General features: G+C 71.4%; 12 protein-coding genes. 7 read left to right on the forward strand and 5 right to left on the reverse strand.

Annotated elements, in window-relative coordinates; translation table 11 throughout:
• Positions 1-11 precede the first annotated feature (11 nt).
• The 5 genes from M8C13_RS10060 to M8C13_RS10080 all read left to right on the forward strand — a co-directional run bounded on the left by M8C13_RS10060 (position 12) and on the right by M8C13_RS10080 (position 5,055).
• Positions 12-761: a FadR/GntR family transcriptional regulator gene (locus M8C13_RS10060; RefSeq protein WP_252480250.1), complete on the forward strand. Its 750-nt coding sequence runs from the start codon at positions 12-14 to the stop codon at positions 759-761.
• Positions 762-835: 74 nt separating this feature from the next.
• Complete coding sequence (locus M8C13_RS10065; RefSeq protein WP_252480251.1) at positions 836-2,209, forward strand: glutamine synthetase family protein; 1,374 nt, start codon at positions 836-838, stop codon at positions 2,207-2,209.
• Complete coding sequence (locus M8C13_RS10070; RefSeq protein WP_252480252.1) at positions 2,190-2,927, forward strand: gamma-glutamyl-gamma-aminobutyrate hydrolase family protein; 738 nt, start codon at positions 2,190-2,192, stop codon at positions 2,925-2,927. The genes M8C13_RS10065 and M8C13_RS10070 overlap by 20 nt, the downstream gene beginning before the upstream one ends.
• On the forward strand, positions 2,924-4,291 hold the full coding sequence (locus M8C13_RS10075; protein WP_252480253.1) for an aldehyde dehydrogenase family protein: 1,368 nt from the start codon (positions 2,924-2,926) through the stop codon (positions 4,289-4,291). Before M8C13_RS10070 ends, M8C13_RS10075 begins: the two co-directional genes overlap by 4 nt.
• Positions 4,291-5,055, forward strand: a complete 765-nt coding sequence (locus M8C13_RS10080) for a 3-oxoacyl-ACP reductase (protein WP_252480254.1) — start codon at positions 4,291-4,293, stop codon at positions 5,053-5,055. The genes M8C13_RS10075 and M8C13_RS10080 overlap by 1 nt, the downstream gene beginning before the upstream one ends.
• Before the next feature lie 180 nt (positions 5,056-5,235).
• Here the strand turns inward: M8C13_RS10080 and M8C13_RS10085 are convergent, their stop codons facing one another.
• On the reverse strand, positions 5,236-6,063 hold the full coding sequence (locus M8C13_RS10085) for a pentapeptide repeat-containing protein (RefSeq protein ID WP_252480451.1): 828 nt from the start codon (positions 6,061-6,063) through the stop codon (positions 5,236-5,238).
• A 12-nt stretch (positions 6,064-6,075) separates the two neighbouring features.
• Positions 6,076-7,224: a Cmx/CmrA family chloramphenicol efflux MFS transporter gene (locus M8C13_RS10090; RefSeq protein ID WP_252480255.1), complete on the reverse strand. Its 1,149-nt coding sequence runs from the start codon at positions 7,222-7,224 to the stop codon at positions 6,076-6,078.
• Between the two features lie 196 nt (positions 7,225-7,420).
• Between M8C13_RS10090 and M8C13_RS10095 the strand changes: the two genes are divergently transcribed.
• Positions 7,421-7,849 carry a protein-tyrosine phosphatase family protein gene (locus tag M8C13_RS10095; RefSeq protein ID WP_252480256.1) on the forward strand — a complete coding sequence of 143 codons (429 nt, stop codon included), beginning with the start codon at positions 7,421-7,423 and terminating at the stop codon, positions 7,847-7,849.
• On the opposite strand, the gene M8C13_RS10100 is transcribed toward M8C13_RS10095, so the two are convergent.
• Complete coding sequence (locus tag M8C13_RS10100) at positions 7,830-8,564, reverse strand: SDR family oxidoreductase (protein WP_252480257.1); 735 nt, start codon at positions 8,562-8,564, stop codon at positions 7,830-7,832. The genes M8C13_RS10095 and M8C13_RS10100 overlap by 20 nt on opposite strands.
• 158 nt (positions 8,565-8,722) lie before the next feature.
• Between M8C13_RS10100 and M8C13_RS10105 the strand changes: the two genes are divergently transcribed.
• Positions 8,723-11,020: a GH92 family glycosyl hydrolase gene (locus M8C13_RS10105; RefSeq protein ID WP_252480258.1), complete on the forward strand. Its 2,298-nt coding sequence runs from the start codon at positions 8,723-8,725 to the stop codon at positions 11,018-11,020.
• Between the two features lie 578 nt (positions 11,021-11,598).
• Here M8C13_RS10105 and M8C13_RS10110 read toward each other — a convergent pair.
• Both M8C13_RS10110 and M8C13_RS10115 read right to left on the reverse strand, forming a co-directional pair.
• Positions 11,599-12,621, reverse strand: a complete 1,023-nt coding sequence (locus tag M8C13_RS10110) for a tyrosine-type recombinase/integrase (RefSeq protein ID WP_256508845.1) — start codon at positions 12,619-12,621, stop codon at positions 11,599-11,601.
• Positions 12,622-12,655: 34 nt separating this feature from the next.
• Positions 12,656-13,225, reverse strand: a complete 570-nt coding sequence (locus tag M8C13_RS10115; protein WP_252480259.1) for a DinB family protein — start codon at positions 13,223-13,225, stop codon at positions 12,656-12,658.
• Positions 13,226-13,242 lie beyond the last annotated feature (17 nt).

Consider the following 13,242-nt stretch of genomic DNA (forward strand, 5'->3'; position numbering starts at 1 on the left):
TCGTGGCGGTCATGAGCACCGAGCAGGACTCACCGGCCACCCTGGCAGACCGGGCGGTCTTCCGTCCGGTCCGCAGCGGCAACGCCTTCGAGGAGGCGGTGGAGCGGATCCTGCAGGCGATCAAGCTCGGCGTGGTCGGTCCCGGTGAGCGGCTGCCCGCCGAGCGGGACCTGGCCGTGCGGCTGGGGGTCAGCCGGATGACGCTGCGGGAGGCGATCCGGGCGCTGCAGCAGTCCGGGTACGTGGAGTCCCGGCGCGGGCGCTTCGGCGGCACGTTTGTGGTCAACCGGGCCGAGCAGGCCCCGCGCGGGCGGGCCCGGCTGCGCAAGCTGGTGGTCGGCATGGGCCAGGTCGGCCTGGAGGACACGCTGATCTTCCGGGAGGTGCTGGAGACCGGCGCGGCGCAGGCCGCCGCCGGCCGGGCGCTGCCGGAGCCGGACCGGGCGCTGCTGCGCGCGGTGCACGAGCAGGTCCGCGCCGCCACCCCGGAGACCTACCGGCAGCTGGACTCGCGGTTCCACCTGGCGATCGCGCAGATCACCGGCTCGGCCTCGCTGGCATCGGCGGTGGCTGACAACCGGATGCGGATCAACGAGCTGCTGGATGCGATCCCGTTGCTGGGGCACAACATCGAGCACTCGCACGAGCAGCACGAGCGGATCGTGGCCGCGGTGCTGGCCGGGGACGCCGAGGCCGCACGCGCGGCGATGGCCGAACACCTGGAAGGGACCGCGGCGCTGCTGCGCGGATTCCTGAGCTGACCTGCGCGCTTGACAGTGGTGCCGGTCACCCACCATCCTGCAAAGGTCCAATCGCAGACCATTTGGAGGCGGACGTGTCGCAGCCGGGAACCACGGCCCCGCTCTCGCTCGCCCGCCTGCACGAGCTGGTCGACACCGGCGCGGTGGACACCGTGCTGCTGGCCATGACCGACATGCAGGGCCGGTTGCAGGGCAAGCGGATCGCCGCCCGGCACTTCCTCGACGACGTCGTCCCGCACTCCGCCGAGGCCTGCAACTACCTGCTCGCGGTCGACGTGGAGATGAACACCGTCGGCGGCTACCAGATGTCCTCCTGGGAACGCGGCTACGGCGACTTCACCCTCCGGCCCGACCTGGACACCCTGCGCATGGCCACCTGGCACCCGGCCACCGCGCTGGTGCTGGCCGATGTCACCTGGGCCGACGGCAGCCCGGTGGCCGCCTCACCCCGGCAGGTCCTGCGCCGCCAGCTCGACCGGCTCGCCGAGCGCGGCCTGGTCGCCCAGGTCGGCACCGAGCTGGAGTTCATCGTCTTCGACGACAGCTACGAGCAGGCCTGGACCAACGGCTACCGGAACATGACCCCCAGCAACCAGTACAACGTGGACTACTCGCTGCTGGGCACCTCCCGGATCGAGCCGCTGCTGCGCCGCATCCGCAACGAGATGACCGCCGCCGGGCTGCGGGTGGAGTCGGCCAAGGGCGAGTGCAATCCCGGCCAGCACGAGATCGCCTTCCGCTACGCCGAGGCACTGGCCACCTGCGACAACCACAGCATCTACAAGACCGCCGCGAAGGAGATCGCCGCCCAGGAGGGCAAGAGCCTGACCTTCATGGCCAAGTACAACCAGCGCGAGGGCAACTCCTGCCACATCCACATCAGCCTGCGCGGCGCCGACGGCGAACTGGTCTTCGCCGGGGACCGCCGCCACGGCATGTCCGCGCTGGCCGAGCACTTCCTGGCCGGGCAGCTGGCCCACCTGCGCGCGCTGACCCTGCTGCTCGCGCCGAACATCAACTCCTACAAGCGGTTCGTGCCCGGCAGCTTCGCCCCCACCGCGGTGGCCTGGGGCCCGGACAACCGGACCTGCGCGCTGCGGCTGGTCGGCCACGGCGGGGCCAGCCTGCGGGTGGAGAACCGGGTGCCCGGCGGCGACGTCAACCCCTACCTGGCCACCGCCGCGCTGATCGCCGCCGGCCTGGACGGCATCGACCGCGAGCTGCCGCTGGGCGAGGCGCTCACCGGCAACGCCTACGCCAGCGACGCCGAGCACGTGCCGGCCACCATGCCCGAGGCGGTGGAAGCCTTCGCCGCCAGCGAGCTGGCCCGCACCGCCTTCGGCGAGGACGTGGTGGCGCACTACCTCAACGCCGCGCGCATCGAGATCGGCGCCTACCAGGCCGCCGTCACCGACTGGGAGCTCTTCCGTGGCTTCGAACGCCTCTGACGCGCCCGTCATCGGGATCAGCTGCTACAGCGAGACCGCCGCCTGGGGCGTGTGGCAGCGCCCGGCCGCACTGCTGCCCCGCACCTACGTCGACGCCGTCATCACCGCGGGCGGCATCCCGGTGCTGCTGCCGCCGGGCGCCGAGGCCGCCCGCGCGCTGCCCCGGCTGGACGGGCTGGTCCTGGCAGGCGGCGCCGACATCGACCCGGCCCGCTACCAGGCCGCACCGCACGAGCACACCACCGGCATCCGGCCCGACCGCGACACCACCGAACTGGCCCTGCTGCACCGCGCGTTGGAGCGGCGGACCCCGCTGCTGGCCATCTGCCGGGGCGCGCAGCTGCTCAACGTCGGCCTGGGCGGCACCCTGCACCAGCACCTGCCCGAGGTGCTCGGTCACCGCGACCACCAGCCCGCGCCGGGGCAGTACGGGCGCACCACGGTCCGGCTGGAACCGGGCTGCCCGCCGGCGACGCTGCTGGGGGAGAAGATCGAGGTCTCCTGCTACCACCACCAGGCCATTGAGGAGCTGGCTCCCGGCCTGGAAGCCGTCGGGCACGCCACCGACGGCACCATCGAGGCCATCCGCCGGCCTGGCCATCCGTTCGTACTCGGGGTGCAGTGGCATCCCGAGGAAGACACCGCCGACCCCGCGCATCCCAGCGCACCCCTGTTCACCGCGCTGGTGAACGCCGCGGCAGAAGGAGCGAGAGCGTGACCGCCACCCACGAGTTGATCAACCCGGCCACGGGCGCGGTCTTCGACAGCATCGCCCTGGCCGACGAGGCCGCCACCGACGCCGCGATCGAGCGCGCGGACAAGGCCTTCCCGGCCTGGCGGGCGGTCAGCCCCGGCGACCGCGTGCGGCTGCTGCACCGCTTCGCCGAGGCGGTGGAGGCCGACCTGGAACACCTGGCCCAGCTGGAGGTCCGCAACGCCGGGCACACCATCGGCAACGCCCGCTGGGAGGCCGGCAACGCCAGGGACGTGATCCGCTACTACGCGGGCGCGCCCGAACGGCACTTCGGCCGCCAGATCCCGGTGCCCGGCGGCCTCAACGTCACCTTCCACGAGCCGCTGGGCGTGATCGGGGTGATCGTGCCGTGGAACTTCCCGATGCCGATCGCCGCCTGGGGCTTCGCCCCCGCGCTGGCCGCCGGGAACACCGTGGTGCTCAAACCGGCCGAGCTGACCCCGCTGACCGCGGTGCGCCTTGCCGAGCTGGCGCACCAGGCCGGCATCCCCGAGGACGTCTTCCAGGTGCTGCCCGGTGCCGGCCGGGTGGTCGGCCAGCGCTTCGTCACCCACCCCGCGGTGCGCAAGGTGGTCTTCACCGGCTCCACCGCCGTCGGCAAACAGATCATGGCCGGCTGCGCGGACCAGGTGAAACGACTGACCCTGGAACTGGGCGGCAAGAGCGCCAACATCATCTTCGCCGACGCCGACCTGGAACGGGCCGCGGCCGCCGCGCCGTACGGGGTGTTCGACAACGCGGGCCAGGACTGCTGCGCCCGCTCCCGGATCCTCGTCCAGCGCGAGGTCTACGACCGGTTCCTGGAACTGCTCGAACCCGCGGTCAAGGGCGTCGTGGTCGGCGACCCGGCGGCCGAGTCCACCGAGATGGGTCCGCTGATCACCGCCGCGCACCGCGACCGGGTCGCCTCCTACGTGGAGGAGACCACCGTGGCCTACCGCGGCCAGGCCCCCGGCGGCGACGGGTTCTTCTACCCGGCCACCGTGCTGCTGCCGAAGGACGAGCGGGACCGGGCCTGGCGCGAGGAGATCTTCGGGCCGGTGGTCTCGGCGCTGCCCTTCACCGACGAGGCCGACGCGCTGCGGCTGGCCAACGACACCGAGTACGGCCTCTCCGGCTCGATCTGGACCCGGGACGTCGGCCGCGCGTTGCGGGTGGCCCGCGGGGTCGAGGCGGGCAACCTCTCGGTCAACTCACACTCCTCGGTGCGCTACTGGACGCCCTTCGGCGGCTTCAAGCAGTCCGGGCTCGGCCGTGAGCTGGGACCGGACGCCCTGGATGGGTTCACCGAGGTCAAGAACGTGTTCGTCAGCACTGAGGAGAACTGATGGGACGGCTCACCGACCGCGTCGCGGTCATCACCGGCGCGGCCAGCGGCATCGGCCTGGCCACCGCCCGCCGCTTCGCCGAGGAGGGCGCCACGGTGGTGGTCGTCGACATCGACGAGGCCACCGGCAAGCAGGTCGCCGACGAGGTCAACGGCCTGTTCGTGCGGGCCGATGTCACCAGCGCCACCGACGTGGAGTCCCTCTACGCCACGGTGTTCGACAAGTACGGGCGCATCGACATCGCCTTCAACAACGCAGGCATCTCCCCGCCGGAGGACGACTCGATCCTGACCACCGGAATCGAGGCCTGGCGCAAGGTCCAGGAGGTCAACCTGACCTCGGTGTACCTGTGCTGCAAGCACGTGCTGCCCTACATGCAGCGCGCGGGCAAGGGCTCGATCATCAACACCGCCTCCTTCGTCGCGGTGATGGGCGCGGCCACCAGCCAGATCTCCTACACCGCCTCCAAGGGCGGCGTGCTGGCCATGTCCCGGGAACTGGGCGTGCAGTTCGCCCGCGAGGGCATCCGCGTCAACGCCCTCTGCCCCGGCCCGGTGAACACCCCCCTGCTGCAGGAGCTCTTCGCCAAGGACCCCGAACGCGCCGCCCGCCGCCTGGTGCACATCCCGATGGGCCGCTTCGCCGAGCCCACCGAGATCGCCGCCGCGGTCGCCTTCCTGGCCAGCGACGACTCCAGCTTCATCACCGCGTCCCAGTTCCTCGTCGACGGCGGCCTCACCGGCGCCTACGTCACCCCGCTCTAGGGCAGTCACCCGCACCGGCGCGTGAGACCGCCGGTGCGGGGCCGCTGTCACGTTCGCGGTGGCCTACTGGATGCTCGGCTCACTGACCGAGGCCGAGGGCACCGCGCAGGGAGCGCTGCTGGCCGACTCGGTGGGCGAGGCCTTGCTGATCGTGCTCGACCGGCTCACACCGGCCGAGCGTCAGCGCCGTCGCCGGGGACCTGGCCGCTTCGCCCGCGCGGCGCTGGTCCAGTGCGCAGGCCGGTCCAGCCCTGTCGGCAGGCGGGTCGCGCTGTCGCCGCGGGCGGCGTTGACCTGGAACTGGGTCAGGAACAGCGCCTCGGACAGGTTCGCGCCGCTGACCTCGGCGCCGCGCAGGTCCGCGCCGATCAGATCCGCCAGGGTCAGGTCGGCCTCCCGCAGGTTGGCGCCGATCAGGTAGGTGCCGCGCAGGTTCGCCCCGCGCAGCCGCTTGCGGCGCAGGTCCGCGCCGATGAAGTCCGCGCCGCGGTGTTCCGGGCCGGGGGAGTCGGCGCGGATGAGCTCGCTGGCCCGGCTCAGCAGCGGGTCGGCGGTCTTCCAGCGGGAGGCCACGTCCAGGGCGAGCAGGTCGGCCGAGGGCAACTCGGTGAGCTCGGTGAGTTCGGTGCGCAGGCGCGTCAGGTCGGGGTGCAGGGGACTGGTGGCGGGCCAGCGCTCGGCTTCGGTGAGGTGCCAGAGCAACTCGTGCAGCGCGCGCACCACCGGGAAGACGGCGAACATCTCCTGGGCGTGCTCGGGGTGCGCGCGCCAGTCCTTGCCCTGGTAGGTGTGCTGGGCGACCTGCTGGCCCGCGCCGAAGCAGTCGTAGACCGTGCAGCCGGGGAAACCGCGGTCGCGGAGCTGGGTGTGGATGCCGCAGCGGAAGTCGGCGAGCAGGTTCGGGCAGGGGGTGCCCGCGGGCTTGGTGATGGCGAAGTCGGCCGAGGCTGAGTAGGCGGGCACTACACAGCAGAGGCCAAAGCAGTTCGCGCAGTCGGCTCGCAACATCACCCGCCGACTCTACGGCCGCGGCCACAGCCACCGCCTCGACACCGCCCCGGCCAGCACCGCCAGCCCGGCCAGGCCCGCGCTCACCCACAGCGGCGACCGAAAGCCGAACCCGGCCGCGATGGCCAGCCCACCGGCCCACGGACCCAGCGCCGCGCCGACGTTGAACGCCGCGGTCGCGCACGCCCCGGCCAGCGTCGGCGCGCCGGTGGCGGCATAGAGCGCCTGGGAGATCAACGTCGAGCCGACCGCGAAGGACAGCGTGCCCTGTACCAGCGTCAGCACCAGCGCGCCCACGGGATCGGCCGCGACCAGCCCGAACACCGCCCACCCGCACACCAGCGCCAGGCCACCCGCCACTACGAGCATCCTCGGCCGCGAGTCCGCCAGCCGCCCGCCGAGGCTGACACCGAGGAAGGAACCCAGTCCGAACACCGCCAGCACCACCGGCACCCACCCCGCCCCGATCCCGGCGACCTCGGTGGCCAGCGGCGCGAGATAGGTGAACGTGCAGAAGGTGGCCCCGTTGACCAGCGCCCCCAACAACAACAGCAACCCCAGCCGGGGTTGCCGCAACGCGCCCAGCTCACCTCGCACACTCGGTGCCACCCCACTGCCGCCGGCCGGGACCGAGCACAGGATGGCCACCAGCGCGGGCGCGGAGACCAGGGCCACTGCCCAGAACGCCGCCCGCCAGCCCCACGCCTGGCCCAGCACCGCCCCCGCGGGCACCCCGGCCACGCAGGCCAGGGTCACCCCGCCCAGCAGCACCGCGGTGGCCCGGCCCTTGGCGTTGGCCGCCACCAGGCTGGTCGCCGTCGCCAGCGCCACCGCCAGGAATCCGGCGTTGGCCAGCGCGGCGATCACCCTGGTGCCGAGCAGCACCGGATAACTGCTGGTCAGCGCGCCCACCACGTGCGCGAGCAGGAACACGCCCAGAAATCCCAGCAGCGCGGCCCGGCGCGGCCAGCGCAGGCTCAGCAACGCCGTCAGCGGCGCGCCCACGATCATCCCGGCAGCAAAGGCCGAGGTCAGCGCGCCCGCGGCCGGGATCGAGACGTTCAGGTCGGCGGCGATGTCCGGCAGCAGACCGGACAGCATGAACTCCGAGGTCCCCTGCGCGAACACGGCAAGGGCAAGCAGGTACAACACGAAAGGCACAGCAACGCTCCGCAACCACAGTGGCTCGAGGAAGGACTCATCGAGAGCGGTCCGGCCGGTGGCCGTGAAGGAGCACGCCACCGGAAAGAGGACCGGTGGCTAGCGTCTGGACGCCTCGGGGCTGCGCACGACGGGCACGTTATCGCCCAGAGTGAAACCGGGTCGAACCGATTTCCACCACGACTAGGGTTTGATCATGTTGACCGCAGCGATCACCCTGCCCGACGGCGCGATCATCCGCGGCCGCGGCCTGCGCAACCCGGCCCCCGGCGGCCCCGCCCCGGAGTTCGGGCTCTACCTGGGCGGCCCCAAGCTCCGCGCCCGCCACGAGCACACCCTCACCTGGCCACACCACTGGCTGGACTGGCCGGACTTCCGCCTGCCCCGCGACCAGGCCGAGGCCATCGCCCGCATCCGCGCCCTGCACGCCGCCGCCCACTCCGGCCAGGCCGTGGAGGTCGCCTGCAACGGCGGAGTCGGCCGCACCGGCACCGTGATCGCCTGCCTGGCCATCCTCTCCGGCATCCCGCCCACCGAAGCCGTCGCCTGGGCCCGCGCGCACTACCACAAGCGCGCGGTGGAGACGCCCTGGCAGAAGCGCTGGGTCAGCCGCTTCCCTGGCTGAGCCCCGGCCGCAGCACCAGCTCGGTCGCACACGCCTGCCTCGGCGTGGCCAGCAGCGCCCGGATGGTCTCGGCCACGGTGACGGGGGAGAGGTAGCGCTCGGGCTGGTAGCGCAGCCCCTCCACCGCGCACACATCCCGCTGCATGTCGGTGGCCACCCGGCCCAGGAACACCGTGGTCACCCGCAACCGCGGCTCCTCGGCGCGCAACGCGTCGGCGAAGGCCCGCAGCGCGAACTTGCTCGCCGAATAGGCCCCGCGCGCCGGGTTGGCCTGCAACCCCGCGGTGGAGTTGACCAGCACCACGTGCCCACCGGCCGCCCGCAGCGCCGGCAGCAGCAACCGGGTCAGCTCGACCACGGCGAAGACGTTGACCTCGAAGGTCCGCCGCCACAGCCCGCCGTCGCACTCCTCGATCCGCCCGGTGGCCAGCACCCCGGCGTTGTGGATCAGCGCGTCTAGCCTCGTCACCCCCGGCGGGACGTGCAGGGCCGCCGGATCGGCCAGGTTCACCGGCCACGCCCGCGCATCCGGCAACTCCCGTGCCAGCCGGGTCAGCGCGGGGGAGCCCCGCCCGCCCAGCACCAGCCGGTGACTGGCCCCCAACGCGGCGGCGATCTCCGCCCCGATGCCCCGGGAAGCGCCCGTGACCACCGCCGTCGGCTGGTCCTGGGCGCGGGTCGGCGGTACCGGCGCCCCTTCTCCCTCGATGAGCACGGGCAAGTCTGTGATCGCCTTCCGGCCAGGGGGAAGACTCCCGATGGGTGGTGGGCGGCTACCACCCGTTAGAAGCTTGTCCGTTACACCCGGACCGGGCCATCCTCAATCTCGCACCCGATCCTGACAACGTTGTCAGACATGGTCGAGGAGGACGTGTGAGACCACGAACCCGACGCGCCATCATCGGCGCACTCGCCGCGATCACCCTGCTCAGCACCGCCATCCCCGGTACCGCGGCCGAACCCGACCAGACCCTCGTCGACGACCCCACCCAGTACGTCGACCCGATGATCGGCACCGGCAAGGGCGGCCCGGTCGTCGGCGAGATCAACACCTTCCCCGGGCCCACCGCCCCCTTCGGCATGATCCAGTGGAGCCCGGACAACGGCAACTACGCCGGCTACAACTACCACCTGGGCCCCATCCGCGGCTTCAGCCTCACCCACGCCTCCGTCGGCTGCCACGCCTTCGGCGACATCCCCATCCTCCCCGTCGCCGGCGCGCTCGGCGCCACCCCGTGGAACCGCACCGAGAAGTTCTCCCACCGCACCGAGACCGCCGAGGTCGCCCACTACGGCGTCACCCTGGAGGACTCCGGCGTCCGCGCCGAGCTCACCGCCAGCACCCGCGCCGGACTCGGCACCTTCACCTACCCCGACGGCGCCACCCCCCAGGTCCTGGTCAAAACCGGCGCCAGCCTCGCAGGAAACAGCGCCGCCACCGTCTCGGTCAACGGACCCGACGAGGTCACCGGCTCGGCCACCAGCGGCCGCTTCTGCGGCGAAGGCGGCAACAAGTACACCGTCTACTTCGCCCTGAAGTTCGACCGCCCCTTCAACGCCCACGGCACCTGGGACGGCACCACCATCACCCCCGGCAGCGCCACCGCCAACCACCCCAAGTCCGGCGCCTACCTCACCTTCGACCCCGCCGGCACCCGCCCGCTCCGCGCCAAGGTCGCCCTCTCCTACGTCAGCGCCGACGGCGCCCGCGCCAACCTCAGCGAGATCCCCGGCTGGGACCCCGAACCCGTCCGCGCCGCCACCCGCGCCCAGTGGCGCGAACACCTCAGCCGCATCCGCATCGGCGGCGGCACCCCGGCCCACCGCACCACCTTCTACACCGCCCTCTACCACTCCCTGATCCACCCCAACACCTTCAACGACGTCGACGGCCGCTACATCGGCTTCGACAGCAAGATCCACCAGGTCGAGAAGGGCCGCACCCACTACGCCAACTTCTCCGACTGGGACACCTACCGCAGCCTGGCCCCACTACACGGCTGGCTCTACCCCGACCGCGCCTCCGACATGGCCCAGAGCCTCGTGCTGGCCGCCGTCCAAGGCGGCTGGCTGCCACGCTGGCCCATGGCCAACGGCTACACCAGCGTGATGAACGGCGACAACAGCGTCCCGCTCATGGTCAACCTGCACGCCTACGGCGCCAAGGACTTCGACACCCGCACCGCCCTGCAATACATGATCAAGGGCGCCACCAAGGCCGAACCCGTCCAGTGGGGCTACATCGAACGCCAGGGCATCGAGGACTACCAGAAGCTCGGCTACGTCCCCAACGACCGCGCCCTGGTCGGCCACGTCCGCAAAGGCGCCTCCCAGACCCTCGAGTACGCCGTCGACGACTTCACCATCTCCCGCTTCGCCCGCACCCTCGGCGAGCACACCACCGCGGCCACCTTCGCCAAACGCGGCGAGTACTGGCGCAACCTGTTCGACCCGAACACCGGCTACCTGCGCCCCAAGGACAGCAAGGGCCAGTTCCCGCCCGGACCCGGCTTCGTGCCACCCCCACCCGGCCAGTTCGGCCAGGACGGCTTCGAGGAGGGCAACGCCGCCCAGTACCGCTGGTTCGTCCCGCACAACATCGCCGGCCTGATCACCGCCCTCGGCGGCAAGGTCAAGGCCCAGCCGCTCATGGACGAGTTCTTCACCAAGATCAACGTCGGCCCCAACGAGCCCTACCAGTGGTCCGGCAACGAGGTCGACTTCTCCACCCCCTGGCTCTACAACTACGTCGGCCAGCCCTGGAAGAGCCAGGCCGTCATCCGCCGCATCCAGAGCGAGCTCTTCGCCCCCAACCCCGACGGCCTGCCCGGCAACGACGACCTCGGCGCCCAGTCCTCCTGGTACGTCTGGTCCGCCCTCGGCCTCTACCCGGTCACCCCCGGCACCGCCGACCTCTCCGTGCACACCCCGCTGTTCCCCGCCATCACCATCACCCCCGGCAACGCGGGGGAGCTGCACATCACCGCACCCGGCGCAGGCACCGCCCGCCCCTACATCACCGGACTCCACCTCGACGGCCGCCCCTGGGCCCGCACCTGGCTGCCGCAAAGCATCGTCCGCACCGGCGGCGAACTCCACTTCCGGCTGCGCGCCACACCCGACCACAACTGGGCGACCACACCCGCGGCCGCCCCACCCTCATATCAGTGACAACTGTTGCCCCATAACGAAAAACAGCCGCGGTCGGCCCGGAAAAACTTCCGGCGCCTACCGCGGCTGCCGCTGTGCGGGCACCGACCGCGAAGCACAACGCGCACACGTCACCGGCTCGTCCAACAACCAACCCGACGCGCACAACCACGCCACCACCGGCTCCGGCAAATCCGGCCCCGGCGCACACACCAACGGACCATCGCCACACCCATGGCATTCCACATTCAGCACCCCGCCGCGCGGCGCACACCCCACACAGAAACGGCGCACCCGCACCACCGAAGCCACATCCACCAGCAGCCACACCACGGTCAGGTCAGCCCGAAGCTGCTCCCTTTCCATCCGATGCGAAACAGACCGGCCACATTCCGGACACGACACCACCGACGTCGTACCCTGCGTCAAGCCGTGCCCTGGGCTGGTCACGGCGCCACCTCCAGGTGAACGGGGGAGCGTCACAACTGTGGTTACACGTTCACGATAAGTGACGAACCCGCCATTCCCAAGCATCTTTTCCGCAACCCGGTGAACAACACCCGTAATCGACCCCAATTCCGGATGAAACCCACCCAGGATCAGCCCTCCACAACCCCCGCCGACCCCGGATCCGCCACCTTCGCCAACGCCCGGTAAGTACGGTTGCCCACCGCCGCCGCCCGCTGTTCCCGCCCCGTCGCCTCGATGTAGTTCTGACTCGTATTCAGGTTCGCATGCCCCAGCAACGCCATGATCTCCGCCGCATTCGCCCCATCCTCAGCCAGCCTGGTGGCAAAGGTGTGCCGCAACGCGTGCAGGTTCGCCCCCGTCGGCACCCGGTCATGAATTCCGGCCGCCCGATAACAACAACTCACCAGATACTGCAGCGCACCCCGCCCGATCGGCTCACCCCGCAGATCCAGCACCAGCGCCGACTCCCGCCCCAACCGCAACCCCGGGAACCGCGCCCGGCAGGAGGCCAGATACCGCCCGATCACCGCCTCCATCGGCGCACTGATCGGAATCGACCGCTCCCGGCTGCCCTTGCCCCGCACGTGCAACCGCTGCTCCCCAGGCCGCCCCACCACACTGCTGACCAGCAACGCCCGCATCTCCGCCGACCGCAACCCGGTCACCAGTCCCAGCCCCACCACCAGCAGGTCCCGCTCCGGCCACGGATCCCGCGACTTCCGCTCACCCGAAGCCACCGCCGACAACAACTGCTCCGGCGTGTCCTCACCCCGCAACGGCTTCGGCATCGACGGCGCAGGCCGCGGCCGCGCCACCGCCCCCATCGGATTCCCCGCCACCAGCCCATCGGCCACGCAGAAGTTCATGAACTGGTTCCACGTCGACCAGGCCCGCGACACCGAGGTCTTGGCATGGGTCTCCGCGAACTCCCCGAACGCCGCCCGCAACGCACCCGCCCCCACCCGCGCCAACTCCAGCTCCGCGGGAGCACACCCGGCCGCGGCGGCCAGCAGCGCCACGATCCCCGCCAGATCACGCCGATACGCCGCCGTGGTGTGCGGCGAGTCCTTCCGCGACCGACGCGCGAGGAAGAACGACTCCTGGGCCTCTGACAACAACACACCCAGAGGAATACCGCACACCACCGACAAAGATCGACACGGCCGGTGACCAGCCGCTCACCACCTACTGACCCAACCGCCCGTCGATCAACTCCCGCAGCAGGTCAGCGTGCCCCATGTGCCGCGCGTACTCCTCGATCACATGGATCACCACCTCCCGCACCGAGGTCGACTCCCCATCGGCGTCCACCAGCTCCGCACCCAGGTCCCCGCACCCGGCCAGAAAACCCTCCGCGTACTCGACCTCAGCCCGCCAGTCCGCCCACGCACGCGCCACCACCGCCGGATCCGCCACCGCCTCCTCGAAGTCCGCATCCCGGCACTCCGCCCGCCGGTACAACCACGGAACCTGCTCACCAGCCAGCACCCGCCGGAACCAGAACCGCTCCATATCCGCCAGATGCCGCACCAACCCCAGCAGCGACAACCCCGACGGCGGCACCGCCCGCCGCGCCAGCTGCTCAGCGTCCAGCCCCGAGCACTTCAGCTCCAGCGTCAACCGCTGATCCCGCAGATACCCCGCCAGCACCACCCGCTCATCCGGGCTGTACCCGTCATAGCTGCGCGGATCCTCCTCCGGCCGCACGAACATGTTCGACCACGCGAACCCCGAAGCCCGCTCACCCTGCGTCATGCGCGCGACCCTGACGC

The organism is Crossiella sp. SN42 (assembly GCF_023897065.1).
In the GTDB taxonomy this organism is placed as follows: domain Bacteria; phylum Actinomycetota; class Actinomycetes; order Mycobacteriales; family Pseudonocardiaceae; genus Crossiella.